At 45.4% G+C, this 26,558-nt stretch carries 27 protein-coding genes and 2 rRNA genes; 20 read left to right on the forward strand and 9 right to left on the reverse strand.

From position 1 onward, the window contains the following. The 6 genes from V4534_07840 to V4534_07865 form a co-directional block, all read left to right on the forward strand. A 23S ribosomal RNA gene (locus tag V4534_07840) occupies positions 1–969 on the forward strand; the annotation flags it as partial. Positions 970–1,084: 115 nt separating this feature from the next. Beyond that, positions 1,085–1,201 (forward strand): 5S ribosomal RNA (rrf, locus tag V4534_07845). A gap of 559 nt (positions 1,202–1,760) precedes the next feature. Further along, entirely contained in the window at positions 1,761–2,405 is a 645-nt protein-coding gene (locus V4534_07850; GenBank protein ID MES2504773.1) for a hypothetical protein, read from the forward strand. A 564-nt stretch (positions 2,406–2,969) separates the two neighbouring features. Next, a complete protein-coding gene (locus V4534_07855; protein MES2504774.1) occupies positions 2,970–4,262 on the forward strand; it encodes a hypothetical protein in 1,293 nt (430 codons plus the stop codon). 14 nt (positions 4,263–4,276) lie between these two features. Then, positions 4,277–4,807, forward strand: a complete 531-nt coding sequence (locus V4534_07860; GenBank protein ID MES2504775.1) for an NUDIX hydrolase — start codon at positions 4,277–4,279, stop codon at positions 4,805–4,807. A gap of 13 nt (positions 4,808–4,820) precedes the next feature. Next, complete coding sequence (locus V4534_07865; GenBank protein ID MES2504776.1) at positions 4,821–5,279, forward strand: hypothetical protein; 459 nt, start codon at positions 4,821–4,823, stop codon at positions 5,277–5,279. 122 nt (positions 5,280–5,401) lie between these two features. On the opposite strand, the gene V4534_07870 is transcribed toward V4534_07865, so the two are convergent. After that, complete coding sequence (locus tag V4534_07870) at positions 5,402–5,779, reverse strand: hypothetical protein (protein ID MES2504777.1); 378 nt, start codon at positions 5,777–5,779, stop codon at positions 5,402–5,404. 236 nt (positions 5,780–6,015) lie between these two features. Here V4534_07870 and V4534_07875 point away from each other — a divergent pair, with 236 nt between their 5' ends. Both V4534_07875 and V4534_07880 read left to right on the forward strand, forming a co-directional pair. Beyond that, positions 6,016–6,351, forward strand: coding sequence for a hypothetical protein (locus V4534_07875; GenBank protein ID MES2504778.1), 336 nt, complete (start codon positions 6,016–6,018; stop codon positions 6,349–6,351). A 725-nt stretch (positions 6,352–7,076) separates the two neighbouring features. Further along, positions 7,077–7,379 carry a hypothetical protein gene (locus V4534_07880; protein MES2504779.1) on the forward strand — a complete coding sequence of 101 codons (303 nt, stop codon included), beginning with the start codon at positions 7,077–7,079 and terminating at the stop codon, positions 7,377–7,379. A 244-nt stretch (positions 7,380–7,623) separates the two neighbouring features. Here the strand turns inward: V4534_07880 and V4534_07885 are convergent, their stop codons facing one another. Beyond that, a complete protein-coding gene (locus V4534_07885) occupies positions 7,624–8,001 on the reverse strand; it encodes a hypothetical protein (protein ID MES2504780.1) in 378 nt (125 codons plus the stop codon). A 232-nt stretch (positions 8,002–8,233) separates the two neighbouring features. Between V4534_07885 and V4534_07890 the strand changes: the two genes are divergently transcribed. Beyond that, complete coding sequence (locus V4534_07890) at positions 8,234–9,223, forward strand: M48 family metallopeptidase (GenBank protein MES2504781.1); 990 nt, start codon at positions 8,234–8,236, stop codon at positions 9,221–9,223. Between the two features lie 125 nt (positions 9,224–9,348). Here the strand turns inward: V4534_07890 and V4534_07895 are convergent, their stop codons facing one another. After that, entirely contained in the window at positions 9,349–10,368 is a 1,020-nt protein-coding gene (locus V4534_07895) for a nodulation protein NodZ (protein MES2504782.1), read from the reverse strand. Positions 10,369–11,736: 1,368 nt separating this feature from the next. Between V4534_07895 and V4534_07900 the strand changes: the two genes are divergently transcribed. Beyond that, the gene (locus V4534_07900) at positions 11,737–12,444 is read left to right on the forward strand and encodes a hypothetical protein (protein MES2504783.1); all 708 of its coding nucleotides are present in this window, start codon (positions 11,737–11,739) and stop codon (positions 12,442–12,444) included. A gap of 175 nt (positions 12,445–12,619) precedes the next feature. Here V4534_07900 and V4534_07905 read toward each other — a convergent pair whose 3' ends face one another. After that, positions 12,620–13,669 (reverse strand): hypothetical protein, encoded by a 1,050-nt coding sequence (locus V4534_07905; protein ID MES2504784.1) that lies wholly within the window; start codon positions 13,667–13,669, stop codon positions 12,620–12,622. Between the two features lie 175 nt (positions 13,670–13,844). Between V4534_07905 and V4534_07910 the strand changes: the two genes are divergently transcribed. The 4 genes from V4534_07910 to V4534_07925 all read left to right on the forward strand — a co-directional run bounded on the left by V4534_07910 (position 13,845) and on the right by V4534_07925 (position 16,994). After that, a complete protein-coding gene (locus V4534_07910) occupies positions 13,845–14,621 on the forward strand; it encodes a hypothetical protein (protein ID MES2504785.1) in 777 nt (258 codons plus the stop codon). A 176-nt stretch (positions 14,622–14,797) separates the two neighbouring features. Further along, complete coding sequence (locus V4534_07915; protein MES2504786.1) at positions 14,798–15,376, forward strand: hypothetical protein; 579 nt, start codon at positions 14,798–14,800, stop codon at positions 15,374–15,376. 76 nt (positions 15,377–15,452) lie between these two features. Continuing rightward, positions 15,453–16,133, forward strand: coding sequence for a DUF2490 domain-containing protein (locus V4534_07920; GenBank protein MES2504787.1), 681 nt, complete (start codon positions 15,453–15,455; stop codon positions 16,131–16,133). A gap of 54 nt (positions 16,134–16,187) precedes the next feature. After that, positions 16,188–16,994 (forward strand): hypothetical protein, encoded by an 807-nt coding sequence (locus V4534_07925; protein ID MES2504788.1) that lies wholly within the window; start codon positions 16,188–16,190, stop codon positions 16,992–16,994. Positions 16,995–17,037: 43 nt separating this feature from the next. Here V4534_07925 and V4534_07930 read toward each other — a convergent pair whose 3' ends face one another. After that, a complete protein-coding gene (locus tag V4534_07930; GenBank protein MES2504789.1) occupies positions 17,038–17,163 on the reverse strand; it encodes a hypothetical protein in 126 nt (41 codons plus the stop codon). A 362-nt stretch (positions 17,164–17,525) separates the two neighbouring features. Between V4534_07930 and V4534_07935 the strand changes: the two genes are divergently transcribed. Beyond that, a complete protein-coding gene (locus V4534_07935) occupies positions 17,526–19,421 on the forward strand; it encodes a hypothetical protein (GenBank protein ID MES2504790.1) in 1,896 nt (631 codons plus the stop codon). A 272-nt stretch (positions 19,422–19,693) separates the two neighbouring features. Then, positions 19,694–19,840: a type II toxin-antitoxin system RelE/ParE family toxin gene (locus tag V4534_07940; protein ID MES2504791.1), complete on the forward strand. Its 147-nt coding sequence runs from the start codon at positions 19,694–19,696 to the stop codon at positions 19,838–19,840. A 76-nt stretch (positions 19,841–19,916) separates the two neighbouring features. Here the strand turns inward: V4534_07940 and V4534_07945 are convergent, their stop codons facing one another. The 3 genes from V4534_07945 to V4534_07955 form a co-directional block, all read right to left on the reverse strand. Beyond that, a complete protein-coding gene (locus V4534_07945) occupies positions 19,917–20,273 on the reverse strand; it encodes a hypothetical protein (GenBank protein ID MES2504792.1) in 357 nt (118 codons plus the stop codon). Positions 20,274–20,839: 566 nt separating this feature from the next. Next, entirely contained in the window at positions 20,840–21,013 is a 174-nt protein-coding gene (locus V4534_07950) for a hypothetical protein (GenBank protein ID MES2504793.1), read from the reverse strand. Positions 21,014–21,182: 169 nt separating this feature from the next. After that, the gene (locus V4534_07955; GenBank protein MES2504794.1) at positions 21,183–21,455 is read right to left on the reverse strand and encodes a hypothetical protein; all 273 of its coding nucleotides are present in this window, start codon (positions 21,453–21,455) and stop codon (positions 21,183–21,185) included. A gap of 145 nt (positions 21,456–21,600) precedes the next feature. Here V4534_07955 and V4534_07960 point away from each other — a divergent pair, with 145 nt between their 5' ends. Beyond that, entirely contained in the window at positions 21,601–22,272 is a 672-nt protein-coding gene (locus V4534_07960) for a DUF4382 domain-containing protein (GenBank protein ID MES2504795.1), read from the forward strand. 29 nt (positions 22,273–22,301) lie between these two features. After that, positions 22,302–23,570 carry a hypothetical protein gene (locus tag V4534_07965; protein MES2504796.1) on the forward strand — a complete coding sequence of 423 codons (1,269 nt, stop codon included), beginning with the start codon at positions 22,302–22,304 and terminating at the stop codon, positions 23,568–23,570. A gap of 108 nt (positions 23,571–23,678) precedes the next feature. Here the strand turns inward: V4534_07965 and V4534_07970 are convergent, their stop codons facing one another. Continuing rightward, a complete protein-coding gene (locus V4534_07970; protein ID MES2504797.1) occupies positions 23,679–23,978 on the reverse strand; it encodes a hypothetical protein in 300 nt (99 codons plus the stop codon). Positions 23,979–24,104: 126 nt separating this feature from the next. Between V4534_07970 and V4534_07975 the strand changes: the two genes are divergently transcribed. Together V4534_07975 and V4534_07980 are read left to right on the forward strand one after the other, a co-directional pair. Next, positions 24,105–25,043, forward strand: a complete 939-nt coding sequence (locus tag V4534_07975) for a hypothetical protein (GenBank protein MES2504798.1) — start codon at positions 24,105–24,107, stop codon at positions 25,041–25,043. Between the two features lie 228 nt (positions 25,044–25,271). Then, a complete protein-coding gene (locus V4534_07980; protein MES2504799.1) occupies positions 25,272–26,462 on the forward strand; it encodes an MFS transporter in 1,191 nt (396 codons plus the stop codon). Positions 26,463–26,558: the final 96 nt, after the last annotated feature.

Consider the following 26,558-nt stretch of genomic DNA (forward strand, 5'->3'; position numbering starts at 1 on the left):
GCGAAATTCCTTGTCGGGTAAGTTCCGACCTGCACGAATGGCGTAACGATCTCCGCACTGTCTCGGACTGGGACTCAGTGAAATTGAGTGTGCTGTGAAAACGCAGTGTACCTGTAGCAAGACGGAAAGACCCCGTGAACCTTTACTATAGCTTGACAGTGATATTCGGGCAAATCTGTGTAGGATAGGTGGGAGGCTTTGAAGTGGTGGCGCTAGCCATCATGGAGCCAACCTTGAAATACCACCCTGATTTATTTGGATATCTAACCTAGATCCCTAACCGGGATCAGGGACACTGTCTGGTGGGTAGTTTGACTGGGGCGGTCGCCTCCAAAAGAGTAACGGAGGCGCGCAATGGTTCCCTCAGCCCGATTGGAAACCGGGCGACGAGTGTAATGGCATAAGGGAGCTTGACTGCGAGACCGACGGGTCGAGCAGGTGCGAAAGCAGGTCATAGTGGGCCGGTGGTTCCGCATGGAAGGGCCATCGCTTAACGGATAAAAGGTACTCCGGGGATAACAGGCTGATCACGCCCAAGAGTTCACATCGACGGCGTGGTTTGGCACCTCGATGTCGGCTCATCGCATCCTGGGGCTGAAGTAGGTCCCAAGGGTATGGCTGTTCGCCATTTAAAGCGGTACGCGAGCTGGGTTCAAAACGTCGTGAGACAGTTTGGTCCCTATCTGCTACAGGCGTAGGAAGTTTGAGGGAAGTTGACCTTAGTACGAGAGGACCGGGTCGAACGAACCTCTGGTGGACCGGTTATCACGCCAGTGGTACAGCCGGGTAGCTATGTTCGGAAGGGATAACCGCTGAAAGCATCTAAGCGGGAAGCCCCTCCCAAGATTATACTTCACAGGCTTTAAGCCTCTAAAGACCCCTTGTAGACTACAAGGTTGATAGGATGGAAGTGGAAGTGCAGCAATGTATGAAGCGGACCATTACTAATCGGTCGTGCGGCTTAGCATCTCCAGATATATAAGGTCAGGGTTGTTGTGTTCAGCTGATTGTTTATTCTGTGTCATTTCGAGCTTGACTCGAAAACCAGATTAGGTTATCAATCGTTTCTAAGATTTGTAAAGTTTTCGGTGGCTATTGCGACAGGGCCACACCCGATCCCATCTCGAACTCGGAAGTTAAGCCTGTCTGCGCCGATGGTACTGCACGGGAGACCGTGTGGGAGAGTAGGTCGCTGCCGAGATTAGTTCCCCGCCCCCTAACTAGGTTCGAAAGAATCCAGTTAGGGGGCTTTTTTATGCCTTTTTTCTGTCATCCCGGCCTTTGAGCCGGGATCCATCCCCTGGACCTTTGTCAGCCTGACTGGCCGTCCAGATGGAGTTTGTTAAATGTCACGATATTGTATTGTACTTTGTTTTCTTATTTTTACATTTGATGCTTCTGCTAAATCGTATTCTTCAAATGATAAAATCATTGTAAGTCTTTATACACTCATTGGATTCTCAAGTATGTTTTCAGTGATACACAGCCTAAACAAGGTACTGAAGGCAGATTGTGTTTCGGATAGTTCAGGCGATTGCAGCGAAGCCTTAGCGAAAAATGACCAACGCCGTTACCATGTAGGGATTATGCTTTCAAATACAGTAGTCTTTACGCTTTCATTTTGTCTTGTTGGGCTTAGGTTGCTCTAATTCCTCGAAGGGGTCGTTCTCCAGATAGCCCAGGTTGCGTTGCCGCGTAGCGGAAACGTGTTGCCTGGGTAATTGGTGGCCAAATTCGCGGCAAAGTATCTAATCAATCTCATGACGAATCTGCTTTGCATTTCCCTGGTGTTTATTTGCTCTCTTGGTTTGCGGGCTGATCCACCAGGCGTACACGGCATGCTAATTTTTGGGAAAAGCAAGATTTATGCATCGCATCTACCTATGTTTCATATGCCTCACGATTATCAAGCTGTCATGGAGTTAAATCTTCCGAGTAAAGCGGCTGACATCTACTTCAAAGACGCTAAGATTCACGGGGCCCGGTGGATTTACACTTTAGTACCGGAGCCGTTTGTTTTGCCAGAAATGCTTAAATCTCCTAGAGCTTTTTCTGCTAGGTTATATCGGGGTCATTTCGAACGCGGCGGTGTTGAAATCCTAAAAATCGATCAGGTGAATATTTCCCGGGTTGTGCTTAATCGAAAGTTAAGTGAAAAATCAGCTGCTTTTCGTTACAGTGCGTACTTGTTTGGTAGCAGCCAAGAACCCTATGCCCTTCATTTCATCCAGGGCAAACCTAGCTTTGACCAAATTCTTAGATTGAAGCCTCAAGCAAGCATGAACTTTGTTGAAGGTGTTTTGGTGAACTCAACTTATTTAGAACAGCCAGTCTTCGAAGGAAGACTTAACTTGAACCATGAAGTTGAACGCTCAATTTATGTTGAAAAGGATGATTTAATGTGAACCGAATGCGCTCAAAGACTTCTCGCTGTCCATAACTGCACCTTTTTATTGCGCCCTTGCAGGGCTTAAAACCAAGGGGAAGGTCGCTGACGCGCATCGCATACCCAGGCAACACGTTTCCGCTGCGCGGCAACGCAACCTGGGCTGTTCCAACATAACCCCTTCGGGGAGTTAAATCCCGGTGCGGAGGGTGTTACCTGGGTAAACTTTGCAGGCCGTGTCCAACCAAGTCAGTAGGGTATCATAGCGAAACTGTTGCTCTTTAAACAGTCGCATCCAATGTATGTAGGTTGAATCGGATTCGCAATCTAAGAAAAATCCATTAATGTGGAGAAAAATATCCGTCACCGTGAAGGCAATTCTCTTATTTCCTTCAATAAAAGGGAGGATTGCTGCATTTAGATAAGGTTACATCGGTTCCCGTTTATGTAAGAACTTCATCTGAGTGGGAGTATTTAATACTAGGCTATCAAAAGCAATAGATAAAGCGTCAGGTTCAAGTTTGGCCCGGCGTCGTGATCTAGCCGCTATTGCATGTAAATCATATCGCTCTACATTAGTTTCATGAAAAATGTATCCGCCTTGATAATGCTTTTTTTCTTTCTTTCTTCAGTAGGTTCACATTCTAACGCAAAAAATGTGCCTTTGGAGAGGTACACTTATACTTTAGGCCAGGTTTATGAAGCTTCGTTAGCAGCGGGAAGCGTAGGGGCCTCTCAGTTGCTTTATGTTAAGCTGAACGCAGCGGGATTTGTAATTGGGGCACCAATTATGGTGGGACTTCACGTTATCAACGTTGCTGACTTCGTTGAAGAGTTTGCGAGTCATTATACGGGTCATAAGCCTGTTATCGGTCCTTATAACCAACAGAACCCTTTATTATATCCAGCAAGAATCGTAAGAGCTGTTTTAGATAATCTTGCATCCCCAAGATATTTTAACGAGCAACAGTTTCATTCATTCTTAGAAGGTAGAAATTCTATGAGTGCTTATCTGAAAAATATTAATGCTTTGGTTTCCGCATTTTCTCTCTCACACATGTATTATGGGCCTTCAGTTCCTAAAGGTGCGATTGTTCCAGCGACCAATAAGGCTCAAAGTGGGGCGATGGTAATAAGGTGCCCAAGTGCACTTCAACCACCGCAGACGCAGTTTCAGCTGAGCGAGCTTGCACGCGGTCGTAGAGTTGTTGCAGGGCATATGATGGCTTTTCCCAGTGTTAGGCTTCATCTTGTTAATGCTTTAATGCCTCAATCTAGTGACGATTTGAGTCGAATCGGATACGTGCAAATGCCTAATCAATTGGCTGCTGAAAGTGTGCGTGTATTAGCAATGGAAAATGTCTTCATTGCAGGAATAGTAATGACCTCGGACAAATCTCAGTTGGTAGTTCCTTTGGCGCATGCCTTGTTAGAATCAGGCCTCCCTGACTATAATCCAGATGATATTAAAGTTGCGTCACTGATCGAAGTTGGTGTGAGAACTGCAAAAGCTCAAAATCAGTTCGCGGATTTTGTTTATTTGTTATTAAAAGATAATTGGGATGAAGCTGTAGAATTTATCAATTCACATGCTTCGACTTCGGATCGTGATCGTCTCGCCGATCTTGGTTTTGATGTGGGGTATAGCTTTAATATAGATCAAGTTTTCAGAACAGTGGATTTTGATTTCCAGAGTCAATATAATGGCAACGCTGACGGTAGTGTATTGCGGGCTAGACCTGAGGCTCCACCAAGGGAACCGATGATGGTAAACATTCAGCGGCAGGTTCCATCGGATAGGGGCGGTCCAGTCGGTAGAGCTCAAGGCGACCGCAATCGTGGGATGACTTTGGATTTTGATGACGTTAAGCTTTAATCGGAGAAGATTGTGTGAACATTGTCGACCTTCTAAACACCTACGATCCTCCGTCTGAGCAAGAGCGGCTGAACAAGCAGGCGATGCTTGATTTCGCTCGGCAGCATGCGGACTGCTTTAGCCGAAACAATCTTGTGGCTCACTTTACTGGCTCAGCTTGGCTTCTTGACCGCAGTGGTGAAAACGCCCTGCTGCTACATCATCGCAAGTTGGATCGTTGGTTTCAGCTGGGTGGCCATGCGGACGGTGATACCGATTTGGCGAGAGTTGCCCTTAAAGAGGCTCAAGAGGAATCGGGTATTCAGGGCATTGGGTTTGTTCAGCCGGGCATTTTCGATCTGGATATTCATGAGATTCCAGCCAATGCGAAGGAACCTCGGCATTTTCACTATGATGTACGTTTTTTATTGCAGGTCACGAGCGACGAACTATTAGTGCAGAATGCTGAATCTAAAGAACTGAGATGGGTTTCTAAAAACGTCAATGATTTGCCCACGGATAATCTGTCTGTCGTTCGCATGTTTCATAAATGGACAGGTTTGTAGCGCTGAGCAACGTTTGAAAGCGTACAAAGAACTAAGACCAGTTGCGCCTACGGTCGGCTATGGTTCTGGTGTCGACGCGGCCATGGTATTGGGAAACGGAACCGTTGTTAGGCATGCTGAAGACTTGATGCCAGTGGTTGGAGATGACCCGGCGTTTGCTAATTATGTGCAGAAATCAAAAAGAAAATCTACGATAGGTAATTTTCTTTTGTACCCGGGCGCAATCGTCGCGATTGTTGGGATTTCCGTGATGTCAGCTTCGATAATGCACTTTGGCAGTACGCTTTCGTGGGTTGGAATCGGTTTAGGGGTGGGCGGCTTAGCTGCTGAGTTGACGGGTGTAGGGCTCGGTCTTTCCGCGAGTGTTGATGAGCAAGCCGCATTTGCTATATATGATAATGCACTGCAAAAGCGGCTGGGTGTGAATCATGAAATAGATGTTAAAGACGTTAAGGATTCTCGAAAAGAATAATCTAAATAAAGGGGTGACGGCGCTGGCGCGCATGCTTTAACCAGACAACCCGTTCCCGCTTAACCCTGCGGGGAATTAAATCGGTGTTGTCTTGGGCGAAGACCTGAGAGATTTGTATCTATTTACAGCAAATCATCAGGGGCGTCTTCAAGTTCGCATTCATACCCTGTTTCAGGGTTGCCGAAAAAGCCTTTCCCCGTGGTTTTGGTTACAAAAAACTTTAGCTTTCCGCGATGCATATCGCCACCTTGGATTAAATTTCCTGTAAAAGTATAAAGACTTTTGTTCGGCGAAAGCTGTTGTCTTTCGATGGATATCAAATAGAAACTTGCTTTTATTTTGTTTATCTTAGAGGTGCAATTTTGATAAACTTTATCATCCATTAGTATTTTACCAATTTCCGCGGAATCTTCAGATAGTTTTTTGATAGGGGCCGGTTCAATTTGGGGACCTGTTGCAAAAGAAAGGCTGGTTAAAGCGAACAAAATAGCTAAATGCATCATCTTCATTTTTGGCTCCTTGAACTGCGAAGCCGGCAAGACAGACAAATATTCCAGATAGTGCTGCAACGCAAAAATCTTAAAACCGACACTGTCCCAAGTTCGGTTCCGAAGAACTAAGTTGGGGCTTTTTATGCCTGTTTGGGTTTTCTGGAGAAAAGTTGCGGCGTTAATCTGGTCTATTCGTAATTCTGGCTTCTACCGCCAAAAATGGCGATTGCTCGCTACGATTCCAGATGAAGAACGCAAGCTGTTTCTGTCTGGTTTACCTAATAGCCTCTGTTGCTTGGGCTGAAGTTGAACTTTTTGTGGATTTCAAACGTACGCCTGATGGCGCTCTGATTTCCGCCCGCGCACGTGGCTCGGTGCCCAAACAGCAGTTAATTCTCATCAACTTAGTGACGAATAAAACCTTGGGAATCGGCTTTGTTAATGAAGCAGGGGAGCTGCAATTCCCATCCGTTTTGGTGGCGATCAAAGACATGACTCAACTTGAAAATGGAAGGCACTTAATAAGGCTTGGCCTTAGAAATCTTACAAATATAGTTAAGGCTGTTCTGATTCGATTTTGACATCTTAGTGTTATGCATATCGCTGGCTTTCTCTTCTAAATCCTCTTGTTATAAATGATTTAAATCTCTAAATTGTGAACCAAATTTGGGAGAGAAAGTGGTTCACTTTGGTTTTCATATGGTATTTTTTTTATTGTCTGTCTCAGGGCTCATACTTGCAGCACCACCTGAAAATGTGCGCCTTAATACAGATGACAGCTGTGAACGTTGTTTGCGGGAGTCGTACGCTGAGTGCATAGATGATACCAAAAAATGCCCAGAAAAAACGCGGCTTTCACTGCAGGAACATAAACAATGCGTGAGTGACCACAGACTCTGCGGTGAACTCATCAAAAATTATTGCAATGGGTGGAAATCATATTTCCTGTTTCCTGGATATACTTTTTTCATTGTAATATCGGCCTTCATGGCGGGCATTGTTGTAATGACTATGTGAACAAGAATTAGGCGCTGAAAAGCCAGTTCCCAGATCCGCGTCGATTTGACACCTGCCTCTTGTGTATAGGGGCGGGCTAACATGGCAGCTGTAGGCTCTTGAGACGATCCAATACTCTGGGCCAATGGTAATGGTGCGAGATATATTCGTTCGTATGGGCAATGCTTGGGCGCCACGTAAACCAATATATGCTTCTGATTCCTTGTCAAAACAGGTCCAATCTAGGGCGCCTGAGAATGCGGTTCTAAGTTAATTGTTATTCTCTGTTTATTATGAGAAGGGGATGGCTATGATTAAAAATCTACTGTTTATTGTGTGTTTTCTGTCTTTTACTGCTGATCTAAACGCACAACAGAATCCGATGTCTGAAAGTGACAAAAAGCAGGATCGGGATGTTAGGATAAGTCCGAATGTTAGGCTAATGTTGATCTCGGTTACAGGTGGTCTAGCTATTTATTTTTGTGTAAATCCGCTCCAGCCCCATATGCCTGAGCATGTCGCATTGGACCGTTTTATTCGAACTATGTTTGGCTTGAGCGCGGCAACTTTTATTGCGATTGCAGCGGTTCAGTTTATTTTGCAGAACGACTAACAGGACGATGATTTAACCGTTTCTAGGGGGGAGGCCCCAAAGGGCCTTGCGTGGCCGGGCTGCTAGCAAGTTCGAGCCCTGCGGGTCCCGCGCATTCCGGCATCCCGAGCCGGCAACTTCAGACCCTCCGGGTCCTTATTGGTTCTAACTCCCCGAAGGGGTAATATTGTTGGCAGCCCAGGTTGCGTTGCCGCGGAGCGGGAACGTGTTGCCTGGGTAAATGCGTTGCGCTGTCGCAAAAATTCTATTGAATCATAACAGACGATTTCGTGCCGTCTGTGTGTACAATCTGCAACGAAACCGAGCTAGCTCCCGATTTATCGGAACCAGTAACATGGTTTCCTGCTCGCAAAAGTTGGAGATTTCGCATTTTACCATTTATCATGCCGGTCAAATTAATGGATTTTCCGTAGAAGTTCATCCCATCTATCAGAAAAGATTCAATTTCTTTTCTACATTTGATTTCGAAGTGGGGAACTGTTCCATTAACATCGCAAAATGTTGGAGCTTGTGAAGCCGCCTTTTTATTTGTGCTTTCATTGATGTCTATTTCATTTCCACATCCTCCCACAAGACACAGGAACGTTGCCATGGTTGACAGAACTAATGATTTTATAGTCATATTGATTGTTTAGCATACTTTCAAAAAGGGTCAACTTTGACTGTATTTAGGTGAGAACTTCGACACTACCCGGCCCCGCGGCGGCCCAAAGGGCCTTGCGTGGCCTGGCTGCTGGCAAGATCGAACCCTGCGGGTCCTCGCAGCGGGAACCTGTGGGTAAACGCGATAATTTCAATCTGAGAACCGAAGGGTGAGCTCTTTACATTAAAGAATATTTACATACATTGATTGTATGAATTCTAATCATTTAGCTTTTGCGAATATTTCAGACCTGGCGCTAAAAAAAGAAGTTTATCTTTTCCGAACGTTAGCATTGATTTCGAGTCTAGTTTGGGTAGGTTTAATATCCTTCGCTATTACTTCAAATAGCTCAGCAATTTGGTTGGTAACCTCCGGGGCGCTTGGTATTTGTTTTATCGTTGTATTCGCAACTGGAATGCTGGCCGCGAGTTTAAAATCTGAGTCTGTCGAGATTTCGGCTCAACAGTTGCCACAGCTACATCAGGAATTAGTTGATGCATGCCGGCGATTGGGATTAAAGTCCATCCCCAGACTATTTGTAATGCAGTCTAATGGTATGCTAAACGCATTCGCCATGCGCCATGCACGGCGGCATTTTGTTGTGCTCTTCTCTGATTTTGTTGAAGCTTTTCCTGTCGGTTCAGCAGAACTGCGCTTTATTTTAGGTCATGAGTTAGGTCATATCAGTCGTAAGCATGTCTCTAAGCACGTGTTTTTGTGGCCCAGTATGTTTATTCCGATGTTAGGGTTTGCTTATCGGCGCGCTTGCGAAAGTACATGTGACCGGTTTGGTGCCTTGATTTCAGGCGATGCAGATGCCAGCACGCGGGCGATGTTGGCCTTGGCAGGGGGCAGGACACTTTGTCACAACTTGAGCGCGAAGGCTTTTGCTAAGCAGCTTGAAGGTAATCGGGGCTTTTTTGTTTCATTGCATGAGTTGCTTTCAAGTTACCCAACCTTGTCAAAACGTGTTTCAGATTTGATAGCTTTTCATTTCAATACCCCTCCAGTTAATGTGGAACGCAATGTTTTATCTTGTCTATTTTCAATGCTTATTCCCTGTGTCGGGTGGGGTGGGCTGATTGCCGCCTATTTTGCCTTCTTTTTTGGATATACGATTTATAATCGACAAGAGGTTCAATCTCAACCAGTTCAAGAAGCGCCTATTGAAGAGCAGAGTATTTCGGGTGCGGAGTATTAAGCGCTGGGTGAATATCTAAATTAAGTATACTTGGGCCCTAATTTCAAACCAAGGTAAGTAAGAGCACTAAAGGCAAAGGTCATAATTCTTCGAATATAGGGCCATTTTTTCCATTTCCATTCTCATCAGCGATTGTTGAGCTTCTTTTCGTGCCGCTGACTCAGTTCTTCGACAGGAAGTTTTGGGTTAAAGTAAGTGGCCCATCTGCTCAGATTTGAACTTGTTCTGAACAAAAAATTTGTTCTGGACAGCAAAAGGCAATCAATAAGGGCATCTCGGCCTGTTGTGTATTGATTTTCGGTCATATTTATATGAAGAGGTCTTCCGTTGGTAGATCGTATAATCATGGTGTCGTATATGATTTTTCCGGGAAATTCGGACTCAAGGAACTTGATAAATGGCGCCTCGTCTGTTGCAACAAATATCTTAAAAGCCGTTAGCCGCCGCTGCGCGATTTCGGCGCGAATTTTTTCAGATACGACTTCATAAGGTGTTCTTGGTGCTTCGCTCGTTTTATCTGTTCCTCGATAGTGAACGCCAAAAACAAATTGATGACGAAAATGATTTTTTACAAACTTATTTACTTGCTGTTGAATTGCCGGAGTCGGAATAATATACTTATGCACTAAAACAGCGATTTGATCTCGGGGTGGGCCACCAAATTCTGGCATCTGATGATTTGTTGAACTTGGGTCGTTTGACCTAATAAAATCCTTTTGACGGTCACCCAAGTCGATCGGTTTGAAATAATAGTTATACCAATTTTCACCTATTTTGGGATCATAATAAAGCCCGTCTTTGCCGAAATCAACCTTAACAGCGGAGCATAGTTTGATTTCATAGCACCGCAGCAAGCTCCAAACATCATCCAATACACTAAAAAGACCGCTAGAAGTTATAGCTGGTCGAGCGGTCAAAATGACAGCATCTCCTTGTTGGATGGTTGTTAGCTTCGGTGGCAGCCACTCGAAAATATCTTCTACATCTCTTTCATCTCTTTCATCTAACTCATCATCTGGGTCTACTGGACCGAGATATGGCCCTACGCAGTTGTTTTTTTTGTGACAGTTATTTCTAAAACCGGAGTCTTGATAGCTCCAGCCGATCCCAACAAAAAGAATAATGAAAATCGCGCCAATTATCATATTTAAATTATGTATTAATTAGTCATTTGGAGTCAAGCCGATTTTTTCACCCAAAAGCAAGGTCTTATGGGACCCATAAACGGCAATTTCCTGAACTGTGAAAGTATCTGAGTCTGATGAGTCTGTCTGCGCCGATGGCGCTGCATGGGAGACTGTGCGGGAGAGCAGGTCGCTGCCGAGATTAGTTCCCCGCCCCTAATTCATAGGCCCATAAGACCGTTTCTAATATTGTCACTCCATAGATTCCAATGGCAGCGATATTGGAGGTATATTGTAACTTGTTTATTATGGGGTTTTGATTGCGAAAAACGGCTGGCGCAATGAATTTTTGGCAAATAGCTACTGGTAAAGCACCTAGGCTCCACATCCAAACTAAGTCTGGAGTCTCTATGTATTTAGCGGAGCGATTTGCGTCTGCCTTCTTAGATGGGATAGTGCTTTGATCTTGGCCGGACCATAACGAGGCTGAGAGAATAAATATACTTAGAATAGCAATTTGCTGCGGTTTCATTCGGAGTATCAATGCACATTAAATCAGTCTTAAAAAGGAGGATGCGCCAGAGGAACGAGCTCTTCAGAGCAGCAGATCCTATATTCTTTCAAAAAAGCTGGGAGTCCAGCGTGTGCATGAGCGGATGATTTGATGAATGTCTGTGGACGCATTCAACTTGCGCTTATCTTGCACGCACTTAAATATTGTTGTGTCTTTACATACTTTAAATGTTTCAGGTTCGGAGCGTGTAAGGGGCATTAGTGTTTCCATGCACTCATTTCCTTCGGGATTCTTGCATACCTCTATAGCCACAGATGCATCCCTACTGTGGTTTAGTACGAGGTCGACACATTTTGCTGCATCTCTATGCTTGCATACGTCAATAGCTATACCTGCGTCAGATGAGTAGTACAATATCGTATCTATGCACTGATTTGCCCCAGGGTTTCTACATACTTCGATCGCGCTGGCAACAGTTCCGCAATTAATCAACTTTCTTGTGCATTCAATAGCGTCTTTACTGCTGCAAGCAGCTTCTTTATCTTGCGAATGTTCCGGGTGTTCTTGCAGTGATTCTAGGCAGTTGCGTCGATAGAATTCTTTCCATGCATGTTTTTCTGAGTAGCCGGGACTGGTATCGGTGATTGGTGTAGGTTGGGACGGTTTTTCATGGCAGCCAGACAGCGTAAGATATAGTAGTGCAAATAGTAAGTTATTCATCATATCCGCACCCTAGCATGGGTGATATCTGCCCCCTAATTGCGAGGTAAAGAACGCTTCAGGTAAGATCAGATGTGCCCGGGTCCTAATTGATTCTAACTCCCCGAAGGAGACGCTTCTTGCAAGTTCTCACTTAATCTGTATTATTCATCCAGATGAACTTGTTATTTTTAGTTGTATTATTGTTTAGCAATTTGGGGTCGGTTAATCGCAATGACTCAATCCCCGAAAATCCGTTTTGGAAGGAGTATATTAGCCAGCTTGTATCTCTGGAGAAGAAGCGAAGTGAGTTCGAGTTTCAGCGGGACTTAATACTGGGTAATAAGCTGCTTTCTGCTGACCAGCGCTTGCAGAGGATCGGTGCTCTTGATGAACCTGGAATCATTCGTGATCTTGCTCGGCAATATGCTTGGGCCATCCCTGATATCCCAGCACTTCGTATGCTGCAAAAGCATTCTCCGATTATAGAAATAGGAGCGGGTGCGGGCTATTGGGCGCATCTGTTGAGTGAAATGGACGTCGATATTGTGGCTTATGATGACTTTAGCTGGACTACTAGGCGTAAATTGTGGTTCCCAGTTAAGCGGATGCCAATCATGCCGCCCTTTGAACGATCCGAGCCTAGGACGCTATTTTTGTGTTGGCCGCCCAAAAAAACAGGCATGGCTACTTTGACTTTACATAACTATCTGGTTTTTGGAGGTCAAAAAGTGATTTATGTTGGCGAGTATTCGAAAGATGCCGCTACTGCTGAACCTGAGTTCTTCAGACTATTGGAAAAGCACTTTGAGTTGATTGAAGAGTTAGAAATCCCAACTTGGCCGGGCTATCATGACAGGTTGTTTGTTTACCAAAGAATCTGAAAGACTGACATCTTTACACCCGCATCTATTCCCAAACATTACATCCATAATGCTTTAATCCCAATTTCCCAAAGGCTCACCAAGCTAAAATAGATTTGATTTGAGGGAAGGGAGAACGCACGAGACCAGAAACGGGAAGTTCATCTCGGCCGGCATCAAGTGTCAGACATCCCCGTTATTTTTTAACGGCACGTACAATCCAAACGTTTTTTCGCCCGTTATGTGGGCTGGTCATTCGCTTGATGCTGACATCGGTAAACCCGTTGGTTTGAAGAAACTCTGTTACGGCATCGCTATTTTGCAGCACAGCAATGTCGGACAGCAGAAAATTGAAGAAACTCTTTTGGGCGAATGCATTTAGGCTGTACAGCATCCCATAAATTGGTCTACGATCTTTATACATTAGGTAAGGTTGGCCTTCTTTATAGTCTTGCCTAATCTGCTTTGATGCTCGGAGAATAGTATCATCCATACTTTGGTCGAATTCGTTAAACCCACGCTCTGGATCTACCGGCAAAAAGACGCGCAAGTCATTTTGCATGATGAGGGCAGATAAGATACTCGTTTCGGTGTCTAAGCGTCTTCGAATTTGCTGTTCGGTTCCTAAATTATGCTTAGCATAGTATTGAACCAACTCTGATATGGGCGATTGGGTTTCTTTAGCGAGAAATTTGTCGATCATTTCTATTGAAGCATAGGGATTAAATACTCCCTGAAACGGATTTCTGATCGCCGCACGTTTTATGTTGTCTGCTGAAGCGCCAATCAGCATGACATAGGGATTCCATTCTATTTCGAGTACCGTGCCTGGGGCCATGGCTTTGCCCAAGTTGATGACGGCTTCTTCGATAAAACGCTCTTGCTCGAGGTGCTCAAACAGGGGCACTTGTACCTGGAAAGAACCGGATCGTGTTGTCGGCAGCCGCTCTAGATAGACTCTTCTCAAAACAAATTCTGAGAAATTGAAGGTTTTAATGTCTCCTTCGATATGTTGTGTTCCTTCTAAAACAGAGGGGCGAACGTCAAAAGTCGTGGCCCGGCCGTCGAAAGTTCTTAGATGTGTTAAATCAGCATTGCCATGAAAATCTGCATATTTAGGACCATAGCCATCCTGAGTATTTCTTGTCGAACCCGCTACGAGGTAGAGTTCTTTTAAGGGACGGGCTTGTGATGCTGAAGTTGCTACTAGCAATAAGAGAAGAATGAAAGTCCTATTTGAATTCATTGAAATCCGTTAAATATTTCAAAGTAGTTAGTCAATAAGTGTATTCTAATTTTCTGCAATTTTGTTCGTCTATGTCATTAAATTCCGATGCCGGTTCTACTGAAGCGTCTTGCGTTCGCGTTGTGTAGTGGAACCCACAGCTTGACAGTTCGTTTAGGTGATGAAAATATAAGCCGTGAATTATCGCTATATTTTTGTCGTTTTTTTGTTTGTGTTTTTGCCGTTAAATTGCTTTGCCGATGTCTATACTGCAGCACAAATAGTTATCGCAGCCACCCGGCAGAAAATCCCCCTTATTATTAACCGTCCGGCCGTTATTGGTGCTAGGGATGACCGTTTTTATTTTGAGGAGCGTCCTGGCTTGGATGTCATATGGGACCAACAGGAAGCGAGGCAACAATCAATAATCTTGGAAACCTATTTTGAACGATTGGCGCTGCAGAGGCGACAAGCGCTCTTGCACGATTTATCCCAAATCCATCAACGTCACCCGGGGGCATTGGACGATGATATTGTTAGGTATTTAGATCACCTTAACACTGTTTTAGCGAGGATGAATGCTGGGTTGGTATATCGAAAAGGAGCTTGCGGGCACCTAGCGTCTGTCTCGGCTGCATTCGCGATCGTTCTTGAGATCGCAGGTAGAATAGAAATCATTCAACTTAAGGACAAATTGGATGGACATGCTTTTGTCGTTCTTAACCGGCCGTTGAGCAGCACCTTGTCCAGCCTCTCAACATGGGGAGAAGCAGTAATATTGGACGCATGGTCAATGGAAGGGGAAGCTAATGGCGTCTATGATTTGACAAATCTTCCCCTCGTGCTGTCCCAAAAGAAATGGACGAGCTGGAAATCCATTGAAGTGTCTTATCCTCAGGGTCGGGCATTTCACCCGGAGGTGGTAAAGTTAATACGGAAGTTCTATTGGGAGATGAAGGTGCTACTGGGTTAATTACTGCTTTCGCTCTATATGAAGACGCACTGCAAAAGCGGCTGGGTGTGAATTACACATTTCTGCGGTCGGAGTGATCGAGGGTGGAGCCTATTCCCGTAAACGCCTTGAGATTAATCAGCCGGTATAGAATGATGCCGCTTGCAAACCAAATTCTAAAATATTAGCGTGTATAAATGAACATAAAAAATTCGCTAAACTTATTCTTTTTATTGATTTGCCTTTCACGGTTATCATATGCCTTTGACGTGATTGAGCTTCTTAAAGCTGAGTTGGCTCCTATGACTGATGTGGAAAAAGTCAAAGTCTCAGCCTGTTTTTCTGAGGATTGGTCTAGCGCTCGGACTTCAGCCTGTGTTTCCTCAGGTTCAATTGTGTATTTTTGGGATCCTTTGAATAGATCTTTTGAGGCTAGCAGTTTAAGAGAGGTCGTCATCGAACAGCTGGTTGAAGGTCAAGAGAGAATTTCTTCAGAAGAAGAATCGGCGTTAGTCGAACTTTTGACCGATCTTCGAAAAGAAATTATTAAAACCAAAAAGGGATCTGTTAATTACAGTCTTGCTATTGTGAAGATTAGAGCGATTGGTGGTTACATCTATCTAACTTTTGGTTCTAAAACCATGTTAAGAATTTGCGAAAAAGTTCCCGGGTTAATACAATTCATGGAACTAATGACCGGTGGTGCTAAAGCGAAAGCGGCTTATCATAAGTCCATCGAGTTTCTCTGGGCGGGTATCGGTAAATGGCAAGGGTAAGCTGAAGCTCAGGATTCAGGCCATGTTTCATTGATTATAGTTGCAAACGAAGGTGGGGTTTTAATACGCTGCACCAATGCTCAAACTTCGGAGTGCTTTTTGGATCTTTAACCTTATGGCGTATAGCCAGGCAAGCTTGGCTGATTTTGAAAGTTGGAACGTGTTTGAGTATCGTCTGCCTTTGATCCGAGCGAAACCTGGATTGGGTCGCCTATCCTTACGAGTACAGACGGAATTTCGTTTTAATACGCGTTCAGGAGGGTTACACCAGGCATTTGCGCGTGTGGGTCCGCTTTTCGATTTGGCACCCTGGCTTTTTGTGGCCACCCAAGCAACAGTGTATTCGGACAGGCTATCAGATGGAAGGTATGCAATGGAAGCCCGTGCGGAGCTTGAACCAAATCTATATGGCAGGTTGGGGTTCTTCAATATTAATGACCGTAACCGAATGGAATTTCGTTGTCGCGAAGCGCGTTCAGATTGGCGTTACCGGAATCAGCTTCGTGTCAATCTCGCACCTGCGGACTGGGCAATGCATCCTTTTATTTGGGGCGAGGTTATTTTTGATCTGACTGGCACCAGGGTAGGATTGAGTCAAAATCGGATGTCGGTAGGCATCGGTGTTCCATTTGGTGAAGGTATGCGACTTGATATCGGGTACCTCATGCGCCATCGTCGTAGCCCAGAGCACCAAATTTGGATAGTAGACCAAGGTATATTTTTGCAGCTCTTGATTGACGTTCCCCCGTTTTCTTGAGCTGCGTGGATCAAAGTTGGGACGCTTTATTTGCGATTGGGCTAAGCTTGGAAAATGTACTCTCGACTTCTACTAATCAGTCTATTTTCCTTAAGTTTACAGGCACAGCCTTGGTATCGCCTTACCATGGATGTTGAAGGCGGCTTCAACGCTATTTTAGGCAATCAATATCAGTCGGGCAGTACGGGAACGAGATTTAACTTTGCTAGCGAAGCCAAGCAAAATTTTTTGTTTCCAAACTGGAGAGCGAGCCTAGGGCTAAATATCTATCAACGGCATGATATAGAATTGACCTATCAACCCATTTTTCTTGATACGCTGACGATAGCAGACCGTGATCTCAAATTCGATGATGTCACCATTAGCAAAGGCAGTTCTTTCCAAGCCCGGTACTTCTTTCCGCTCTATCGACTTTCTTATTTCTACCGCCTTATTAACCTGCCCAACTTTTTTTGGTCAGTGGGCGCAGGGCTTCAAATGCGCTCTGCTAGCATTTCATTTTTTGATGAAACGACGCGCAAGAGCTTTGTGCAAACCAACATTGGGCCGGTCCCCCTCCTGCTGACGCGCTTGAGATATGAATTTGATAATCACCTATTCATGAGTCTTGATGCTGCGGGGTGGTGGTCACCCATCCCGATTGCCAACGGTAGTGATAAAATGACCACGGGGTGGATTTATGATACTTCGGTCAGAGGCGGTATCCATGCAGTGGATTGGCTAGATGTCTATATCTCTACCCGCTTAATCGGCGGTGGCGCGGATGGAGATGGCAGCAAGCGAACCTCCGGTGAAAGTTACACATACAATACTCTGAATGTGCTTAACTTTACGACCGGCCTCGTTTTCTATGTGAGGTGATAAAGTTGAAGTAATAGCCAAATCCGAGCGGTGTTGCTTGGAATTATAAACCGGCGGGCGAATAGACTGAGGCGATTTCTCGCCATCCCGGGCGCGCTAAATAACAAGTGAAATAATCAAATAGAATCTTTAAAAAGTCAAAAAAACTTGGCATTTGAATGTATTTCATGTAATAAGTTGCAAAAATAAACTGAGTTTATGTCTATGTCTATTTATAAATCAAACTTCTGGAGTTCTATGATGTCTTTTATATTGGTGAAAACTTTTGCTCTTAATAGGTCTTTACGGTTTTGGGGGACTCTCTGCTTATGCCTGAGTATTTCCTCTCCCGGGATGGCCGTCAAAGATTTTCACCATATTATTGCAGATAATGATTTGCTAATTCGTCTGAATTCTATGCTCACTCACACGCATCAATCTTCTTTTTTTAGAGGAGAGGATGGACTCCTTTATTTGGATGGAAATCCTCCCTATCCAGCTTTTGCATACAGAGCCACGGGTTCCCTCTACATATGGCTAAACGGGCAATATGTGCGCATAATTTCTTCGCATGATCTTTGGCGACAACGAGAAACGTTTCCTAAGATATTTAGCCCAGGCTATGGCTATAATCGCAATGGGCCGTCAGGTGCTCCCATTGATTCAACTGATGGAGATACTGCAGCAACAGCCGATGGGCAGCCGGTTCGTCGAGATGATGAAGATGATTCATTCCAGGGGCCGCCTGAGACTACAGGTCGAGATATATTTGACGCAGAGGATGAATATTATGGCTTTGCTCCGCCTTTAGCAGCGGGTTATGATGGTCAAGGTTTTATTTTCGCTCCATCAGCCACCAGTCCGGGTCATGGCATTCTAGGCTCTATTCCGCCCCCACAGGCGGCTGGATATAACGGCCCACTAAATGACCCCGTTCCCAAGGCAGCTGGGCATGGGCAGAGTGTAGGCAATGGGAATCCCAACAAAAAGGTGATTGCTTGGGGAAAGGTTGCTGAGTCCTATGCCATTCGGAACGCAAAGAGGTGGATGAAGCTAAATCAGCAAAGTGTAGCTGCAAATAAGAAGCTTCTTGCTGCTGAAGAAAGGTTAGCGGAGGCAAACCGGCAGTTGCAAGATGCGCGCGCGAGGCTGGATAGGGTTGGCGCGCCCGCTCCGTGGCTAGAGGCAGTAAAGAGGAATCTAGCGGCAACGAGTCGTCCTAATAATGCAGTTGCGCCAATCCCTGTATCTCAAGAGCTCGCGGCATCTTCAGGTCTTTCCATGCCTGTAGCTCGTGCTCCTCATGAGTCTGACGCTAAGAGCTCTTCACCGCGTCGGCAGAGAAAAGTTGCGCGAAGGCCAGCCGCAGCCTGTGCCAGGGGAGACGTCGAAGAAGCCGTTTCTAGATCAGCGGCTGCTGCAGATCCAGTTGAGCAAGTGAATAAGGAAATTGAAGAGATCGTGGCGGTTAGGGAACCAGACGCACCTTCAGCCCATGATGATTCTGAAAGCGACGACTTCTTGGACGGGATGTTTCTGTCTGCTCGAGGAACACCGTTAAGTGATGAAGATGAGGAGAGACACGTTCCTCCTCCTCCTTTAGCAGCTGCAAAGAGCAAGAAATCTGTTCCTCCAAAAGCTCCGCGTGAAGAGACTGCTCAAAAAGCAGCTGCTCAAAAGGCGGCCAAAAAAAAGCAAACTAAATTGGATGAGGACGCTGCCTTGGCAAAAGCTGAACAAATTGCCCAAAGAGACAAGAACAAGTTTGAGAAAATGAGATCAGAGGCAGAGGCCCTCGTGAACGAAAGAAAGGCTCAACGTGATGAGGCTCTTCGAAAAAAACGTCACGAAAAAAACGAGGCTGCGGGTACTTATTTTGCGAAACAATATGCGGATAGACTAAAGCGAGTTGAAGACGCTGAAAAGAATCCTGTAGAGCTGGAAGTTACCGTGCGTCCGGGCGAAGATCCTAGAGAAGTCATTAGAAAATCGATTGAAGCGGCTCGGGCTAAACTAAAGGCAAAGCCTCGCGGTGAAAGAGGTGCGCCTCGCCCCGGGCAAAATGATGCCACCCCATCTGCTGCTGGAGATGCTCCTTTGCCTATCTTGAGATGGAATGGGAACTTGGACGCCACCGTTGAGGAGATGACGGCAGTTTTTGTTGCTGCCAGAGAGGCCCGTGACGAAGCAGAAGAAGAGCATCGTATGGCTCAGCAAGAGGCCGCCGCTGCGGATGCTGCAGCAAAAGCCGAGCTGAGTCTGGCTCATGAGCAATCAACTTCTGAAGATGAGGATAGTGAAGAAGCATCTGTCAGTGGAGCTAAAGAGGAATCGGCAGAAGGAAACGCTGTGGCTCCGGCCGCTCCTGTAGAACCTGTTGCTAATCCCACTCCACCGGGGCCCTCCAGGTTCTTAAGGCGATTTCTGAATGCTTTACGACGCTTATAGGTCAGATATTCTAACTAGTTTCTCTTTATGTGAGATTTAGAAACTGGCTATATATCTTGATTTAAAGTTATCTGGATGTGCGGCGGACAATGTAATGAAAGCCACGGGCTGTCTACCCCTTATGTGCCTGAAAGGCGCGTAGAAACGGGAAGATTGGAATACCTGCTGCTTATGCCTTTCCGTGAAGCGGAACCTGCGGGTGAATCGGCTGAATAGTTCGGAGCGAAATAGCCCGGCGCCTATTTAAAGATGAGTGTCTGACTATCGATCCCATTGGGCTTGGTAAGCCCCTTCGCTACAGTTTGAAGGGCCATCGCCGTTTGCGTGTTGGCGATTACCGCGTGGTATATCGAATCGAGCCTCAAAATCAGACGGTGGTTATTATCGCGATTAAACATCGAAAAGATATTTACGAATGAGACGCGAGAGCGGAACCTGTGGGTACTTCAGTCCGTTACGCGATGCCGGGGAAATAACCTGGCACCTTATTTAGTTTTAATAACCCAAAACAGTACCGGTCAAGGGGTTCACCGACATTTGGCTTTCTCCAGAAAGGCACCGAATGCCAGATTGGCAAACCATGTTTAATGGTGAGGGCGTTGATCGATATAGTAATGGGTTATGAGTAGACACAGGAAGCTTGGATTCGATCGCCCATCGTGATCCGTATTCAAGAGGCTGTTTCCAATCAAGTTGCTTTCTATATTTTGAATCCTGGGCTGTAGAAGAAATGCCTTGTTGGATAAGTTGAGTATTTAAAGATGCACCCATTTGTAGAAGCGACATAATGGTAATCAGTAACAAAAGAAAAATCGTTTTCATATTTACCCTAACGTTGACCGAAATACCCATGCTCAGCTCCTACAGATTGCAAAGATAATAATATGTATTCTAAATTAGTAAATACCTGGCAACACATTCCGCACAATGGCCGCAGGAATGTTTGGATTATTCGAGCTTTAAAGTTCCCCGCCCCCTAATCTGGTTCGAAAGAATCCAGCTAGGGGGCTTTTTTATTTCCATTTTCGATATCGCAATTTTCCATGACAGAACATGTGCTATTATCCGAAAGAGGGAAAAATGCAGTCAAGTCAAATGTTGAAGATGTGTTTCTGTGTTGTCGGTCTACTCTTTACGGTGGATTGTTCAAGCGGTGCAGGTGCCACTTGTGCTTCAGTTCCATTTGCTTCGTGTTCGACCACTGGGGGCCTCGATAACGTGGGTCAGCATTGCGTTCCACATGCTGCAGACGGGAGATGTGTTGTTAACACCTGCACAAGATCCTCTTTGGGCAGCTTGTGTTGCCTAGGAAGTTCTGCTGGATGCCAGCAGGTAGACGAAATTAATTGTAAAAATGTAAACGGGACCTGCACAAGTGTGGCAACCTCCTGCCAACTCGTCCCGAGCACTAGTTCCACCTATAACTGTTGTACATCCGCCGGATGCGCAGTAGCCAACACAAACGATCCGGGCTGCGCAAGCCCGCCCATCGGATTTTCGGCACCTGCCTGTATGGTCTTGGTAGCTGGCAGCACCTGTAACTTAAATTCCGGCAGCAATGGCTGCGTCAACGCGTCCGGTTTATCCGACACTATAAACTGCCAATTCCTGCCACCGCAACCAACTCCTTACTGTGCCAATCAATAGAAAAGTACTTGAACAAGGCTGGGCCAGTTTTCAAGAGAAGTTGTGTGAATTTTTATGTCTGACATTTGCCTCTTGTTGGACATTGTTTGCCTCTTGTTGGACATTGTTTGCGTCTTAAAAACCAACCAGCTCGATTTTTCCTAGGGGCAATGCTGTCTCTAGTTGATGATTTATCTCAATATCATAGATCCTGATTTTGTTAGTGATAACAGACATTGTGGATGCGGCTGCCATAGGGGCCAGCATGCCGTATAATACCGCTCTCGCTCGTAGAATAATGGCGTTAGTCTGTTCATCTTGGCCAAGTTCGCATTGAGCTGCTTTGGCTTGCCAGAAGAGTTGCTGCGTTGAATCGTTGTCGGCATTAGTCATCGCGAGTGCTGTCATAGCTCGCGGAAAGCCTAGATTTGCTGCCTTGTGCATGAGGCCTCTTGTTAGGATATTGGGAGCTGCGAGCATTTTGGGTAGGCGCTAATTATGAAATGCGGGGCTTGGGCAAGATGTCTGTGCTAGTCTCAAAATAGGGGATGTTATGATGCACAAATCTTATTTAGTCGCTTTATTCGCAGCTCTTTTGGTGGCTTGCTCTAGTAGTGAGCCAACAGGGAAAACCTATTCTGTCGATACGTCGCAATGGGAACCGAACCACAATGTCGGTTTTTATATGACTGATCAGGTCGATGTTAGTCTTTCGGCTGGTGTTGCAGTAAATGTGGATACATTCAGCCATGTCTATGTCACGGTGACTGAAGTCCACCTAAATGCTACTGAAGGAGATTCAGGATGGACCTCGTTTAAACCGGTTAACCCAGTGAGGCTGGATCTGTTGGCGCTTCAAAACGATAAGACTGCGTTGCTGATTAGCGGCAATATTGCGGCTGCGACATATCATCAGGTGCGTTTGGTTCTGTCTTCCACTGAAGGAGATAACTATGTCGTGTTGGCCAAAGATGGTTCCCGGCACAATCTGGCCACGCCATCCGCTAGTCAAAGCGGCCTTAAGATAAAAAACCTCAACGTGACGATAGACGCTGAGACAAAAGCTGCCTTCATCTTGGACTTTATTGCAAGCGAAAGCATTGTTTCACAAGGCAATGGAGGTTATTCGCTGAAACCAGTTATCATGGCCCACTTTGGCAAGGTTTCGAGTGAAGGCACTAGTGTTGATGCCACATTGAAAGGTTCTGCTTATATAAATAGATAGTTTCAAGTTAATGAACGGAGGGTATTTTCATGGATAAAATGCGACCTGATTCAAGAAGTCCTGTCTCTGAAACTCGGTCAACTGAACTGGGAGAGGGCAGCAAACCTGAGACACCGATGCCTAGTCAACGGGACAGTCTGGAAACGTCTTCGGACACCTTGGTGGCACACCCAGATATGAATCGAACGGCTGTCCCAAAGCCTCCACTGCTTGCAAGAAAGGCAGCTGGTCGCGCACCCCGCCCGGGAACCGTGGAGCATTTTAATGCCCAAAAGAGTAAGAGGGCTACCCGGCTGCAAGAAGCCCTTAAAGCCGGCAAAAGTACCCAATACTTCCAAGAACAAGAAGCTTTGAGACAAGCAACGTTGTTTAGGCCTGAAACAAAGGAGTTTTGGACCAACAACATCGATGGGAATAATGGCCTTACGCGGTTTATCAGGGCGAGTCACCAAGGCCCGGAGCGAGTCGCAGAGACTTTGAAAATTATCCAGGGAGCCTCTATAGAGCAACTTAGCCAACGAGTAGGTTTCTCTAATCCAGAGCATTTTGTAAAACACCAGCAAGCAGTGCTGCAAATGCGAGAGGCTTTAGCCAACCATACTGACGCTTTAGCAGCAAGGGACGCGGTTTCTCAACATAGTAGTGAATATGGAAAATTGCGAGATGCCGCGCTTCAAACTGAAGGTCTTTATCATGAGAGTTTGGTGGTGGCCGCGGCAAGACCGTCGGAAAACGCCTCTGCATTGCAGATAGCGTTATGGGTCGGTAATTCAGAGATTACGACAGCGATTATCCGCAAACTTCCCGGTACTCAAATTAGCCGAGATGAGTTGAGTGTGGCATTGGAGCAATCCCGCGCGGTTGAAGTTGCAGAGATGCTTCACAAAATGCCGGCCGGATCGATGGATTCTTTGCCTAGTATCCCTAATCTTTCAATCGAAACAACGAAAGCCGTCCTTGAAAGTGGTCATGTGATGTCGAACGACACGGTAGAAAGCCTCATCGGGCATACTCTAAGGACAATGAACAAAGCTGAGGAATATAGACAGCTTTTAGGTATCGTTCGCCCTAACTATTTTCTGGCTCAGGCCGCTGCAGGCAATGAGGTGGAGGCCAATGGCAGGAGAGCGGTGGAGTTTTTGATTAAGGGCCTGAAAGACAGACGAGGTTCGATTTCCGAAGAGACCACTGATTTAATCCGCGCTTCTATACGAGAGGCGGCTAAACTCAATCCGCCGCCGGAAAGATTGCAAGAGCTTAGGGATCTTTTAGAGCAGCGTCCAAAGGCAACTTTGTAATAATATAATGCAGGGCAGTGTGTCCTTTTTAATGGAGATGGCTAATGGGAGGAGGGGCATTTTGGCAAGATGACAGATAGCAAGTGCCTGACACCTTTATTGGATGAGCTAAAATGTTTGGGGTAGATGTTGAAGTTCACCATCTTGATTCACCCGATACTCTCCGCCTTGTGAACGGTCGGGATGATAGATGTACATATCGATTGATTTAGTTGCCATGTTGTGGCCCCGATATTCTACTTTGACATTATCGACAATGATTTGGGCGGGCATTGTCGTGATATATGGGTGGCTCAACACATTTTCAAACCGAGCGTATGCGCCTACGGCTATATGGGTGATGGCGCCTTGAGCTTTATTTGAAGTGGGCGAAATCCTTGGTGCGAATGAAGCTGGTGGTATTCTCATGGTGACCTCTGTCGTTCAACTTCCCGGTTTACTGAATTATTCTTTCATAGCAAATCGCTCAGCAAAGGCTCGCCCTTGTACAGCGTACATTTCAGTGCTTTAGCAGGTTTACATTCGAGATAGTTTATGTTGAAATTTGCCGCCATGGTCCGCTCAACAATATTTTTTCTGTTTTGTATCAATGCATTGGCTGCGCAAGTTGTTATTCGACTTGGAGATAGTAAAATCACCCCGGTAGATGTCGAGAGACTCTTCACCAATTTAGGCGGTACCGGCTTTATCCTAACAAGGGATATAAAGACGTCGGATTATGTTGTTTATATTCCAGGTGTCCATGTAGAGCAGGCGCTTAGGCTGAGTTTGAAACCTGAGGAGGAAGGTGATAAATTTTGGCTAGTCGAAATGGTCAATAATTCGGGACCTGCGGGTGGCTTATCATCAGAAGGGTCTTTGCCTGATCCACTTCAACCTGTTCGCACTGATTTCAGGCTGCCTTTTCATTTATTTTGGCTTAACGACATTTTAACCATAGCGTACCCACTTCCGCAAATTGCGCTCGATACAAGGCGACCCCTCATTGGGGTGGAGCAAGCGGTGCGCTTGTATCTACAGGGCAAACTTATTTCTTATCGGCAGAGTATTTTTTATCTTGCAGATCATGCTGGCCAGCCGACAAAAAGTGTCATTTATAACCTTGTTGATGCTGTGCCTCTTAGGCTCTTGACTCCAATTAGGACTGCCGCTGATGTTAGCGACACGATGGCTGCAGGCCAACATTTGTTCTTTCGGGATAAAAATTTCTTCAAGCTAAATGTAGGGTCAATTTTACAGCAGCTTCCGCCATTAAGTAAAGATGACGAAGCTCAAAGTGGTACCACTCATTTTTCGATGGTTACCACGCATGGGCAGGAAATCTCTTTCAAGGCTTTCCCTGTTCCTTCCAAGGTATTGGGCATCGACTTGCTTCCTCTTATGGGCCCTGACCAGGTGGCAGAAGCGCTTCAGAAATGTTATCAAATATATCATCATGCCGATGTTTTTTATGTAATCATCCCGAGATATTGAGGCGGTACTTACGAGAAGCCGCTTTGGAATTAATTAAGCGTTTGAAGACCATTTTTAATTTGACTATTTAAAACATGCTGCTAATTTGCTGGACTCATGCGAAGCATTTCACGCACATCATTGCAAAATGCTAGGCTGCTCCTCCTCGGCGGCCGCACCGCCAATTACTAAACGTTTTACACACAATTTATTTCTGTTTTAACTTAGTAACCCTAGGAGAGTTTTCGTATGTTTTCAGGTAGATATGCCGCATGGATTATGTGGTTTTTCGGTTCGGTTTTTTATGCTTATCAATATATTTTAAGAGTGATGCCCAATATCATGATGGAAGACATCATGACAAAATATCAAATTAATGCGACGGTATTTGGGCAATTTTCTGGATTTTACTATATCGGTTATGCGTTGGTGCACATCCCCGTAGGAATTTTATTGGATCGATACGGGCCTAAAAAGACGATGCCTGTCTTTATGGTTTTGACGGTAATCGGTATGGCGCCTTTGGCGTTCAGTGATTTTTGGCTTTATCCCATTATCGGTCGTGCGTTGGTCGGTATTGGTTCGTCTTCAGCGATTTTGGGTGTGTTTAAAATCATTCGAATGTCGTTTGCCGAAGAAAAATTTGCCTGGATGCTGAGCCTTTCTGTGACCATTGGTCTGTCAGGCACCATTTACGGTGGGGCACCGGTTCAATATTTGCACGAACATTTTGGCTTCGAAAAAGTGATTATGTTTGGCATGATCATGGGAATTGCGCTGAGCATTTTGACCTATTTTGTTTTGCCTAAGTACGAAGCCAGTGACAGTGAACAAAGTATTGTTCGTGAAGTCTGGACCGTATTTGGAAATACCAAAGTGATTGGCATTTGCATCTTAGCGGGTCTTATGGTTGGACCGTTGGAAGGATTTGCGGACGTATGGGGAACCACTTTTCTAAAAAATGTCTATGGCATCGATGCGACCGTTGCTGCCGGCCTGCCATCGATGATGTATATCGGCATGATGTTTGGTGGTCCTTTCTTAAGCTTTATTGCTGAGAAAACACAAAGCTATTTAGGCGTTGTATTTGCTTGTGCGCTAATGATGGCTATCGCTTTTGTGGCATTGTTGACAACATCTATGAGTACAGCCGTGCTGTCTGTATTGTTTTTTGTTGTGGGCATGCTGTGTGCTTACCAAATATTGGCCATCGCTTATGCGGCAACATGTGTTCCTAAACAGGTTGCGGGCTTAACAAGTGCTGTCGCCAATATGATTATTATGCTTTTTGGATATTTCTTTCATACGGTGATTGGAAAGGTGATAGATGCATTTAGCATGACTGCCCAAGGGTTTGTCTTTGGTATTAGCGTGATACCCATTGCATTGATGATTGCCGCAATCGGGTTTGGCGTGATGATGGCTCGGAAGACTTATTAAAATTCACTTTATTGACGGCCAGCCTGGGGCAGCAATTGCTGCCCTTGGGTGCAATGCGATAAGCAAATGAGTGGATAATTTGTTTATCATATTTTA

This window comes from Myxococcota bacterium (assembly GCA_040387835.1).
Lineage (GTDB): Bacteria > Myxococcota > UBA727 > UBA727 > JABDBI01 > JAZKCZ01.

What these genes read in the sequence shown, in the direction of transcription:
- V4534_07895 (MES2504782.1), bottom strand. Translation starts at nt 10,368, where the DNA reads ATGATAATTGGCGCGATTTTCATTATTCTTTTTGTTGGGATCGGCTGG.
- V4534_07930 (MES2504789.1), bottom strand. Translation starts at nt 17,163, where the DNA reads ATGAAATACATTCAAATGCCAAGTTTTTTTGACTTTTTAAAGATTCTA.
- V4534_07945 (MES2504792.1), bottom strand. Translation starts at nt 20,273, where the DNA reads ATGGGTATTTCGGTCAACGTTAGGGTAAATATGAAAACGATTTTTCTT.
- V4534_07900 (MES2504783.1), top strand. Translation starts at nt 11,737, where the DNA reads ATGAACTTGTTATTTTTAGTTGTATTATTGTTTAGCAATTTGGGGTCG.
- V4534_07850 (MES2504773.1), top strand. Translation starts at nt 1,761, where the DNA reads ATGACGAATCTGCTTTGCATTTCCCTGGTGTTTATTTGCTCTCTTGGT.
- V4534_07885 (MES2504780.1), bottom strand. Translation starts at nt 8,001, where the DNA reads ATGACTATAAAATCATTAGTTCTGTCAACCATGGCAACGTTCCTGTGT.
- V4534_07915 (MES2504786.1), top strand. Translation starts at nt 14,798, where the DNA reads ATGAACATAAAAAATTCGCTAAACTTATTCTTTTTATTGATTTGCCTT.
- V4534_07960 (MES2504795.1), top strand. Translation starts at nt 21,601, where the DNA reads ATGATGCACAAATCTTATTTAGTCGCTTTATTCGCAGCTCTTTTGGTG.
- V4534_07965 (MES2504796.1), top strand. Translation starts at nt 22,302, where the DNA reads ATGGATAAAATGCGACCTGATTCAAGAAGTCCTGTCTCTGAAACTCGG.
- V4534_07870 (MES2504777.1), bottom strand. Translation starts at nt 5,779, where the DNA reads ATGCATTTAGCTATTTTGTTCGCTTTAACCAGCCTTTCTTTTGCAACA.
- V4534_07890 (MES2504781.1), top strand. Translation starts at nt 8,234, where the DNA reads ATGAATTCTAATCATTTAGCTTTTGCGAATATTTCAGACCTGGCGCTA.
- V4534_07855 (MES2504774.1), top strand. Translation starts at nt 2,970, where the DNA reads ATGAAAAATGTATCCGCCTTGATAATGCTTTTTTTCTTTCTTTCTTCA.
- V4534_07880 (MES2504779.1), top strand. Translation starts at nt 7,077, where the DNA reads ATGATTAAAAATCTACTGTTTATTGTGTGTTTTCTGTCTTTTACTGCT.
- V4534_07955 (MES2504794.1), bottom strand. Translation starts at nt 21,455, where the DNA reads ATGACAGCACTCGCGATGACTAATGCCGACAACGATTCAACGCAGCAA.
- V4534_07875 (MES2504778.1), top strand. Translation starts at nt 6,016, where the DNA reads ATGAAGAACGCAAGCTGTTTCTGTCTGGTTTACCTAATAGCCTCTGTT.
- V4534_07925 (MES2504788.1), top strand. Translation starts at nt 16,188, where the DNA reads ATGTACTCTCGACTTCTACTAATCAGTCTATTTTCCTTAAGTTTACAG.
- V4534_07920 (MES2504787.1), top strand. Translation starts at nt 15,453, where the DNA reads ATGCTCAAACTTCGGAGTGCTTTTTGGATCTTTAACCTTATGGCGTAT.
- V4534_07975 (MES2504798.1), top strand. Translation starts at nt 24,105, where the DNA reads ATGTTGAAATTTGCCGCCATGGTCCGCTCAACAATATTTTTTCTGTTT.
- V4534_07980 (MES2504799.1), top strand. Translation starts at nt 25,272, where the DNA reads ATGTTTTCAGGTAGATATGCCGCATGGATTATGTGGTTTTTCGGTTCG.
- V4534_07905 (MES2504784.1), bottom strand. Translation starts at nt 13,669, where the DNA reads ATGAATTCAAATAGGACTTTCATTCTTCTCTTATTGCTAGTAGCAACT.
- V4534_07970 (MES2504797.1), bottom strand. Translation starts at nt 23,978, where the DNA reads ATGAGAATACCACCAGCTTCATTCGCACCAAGGATTTCGCCCACTTCA.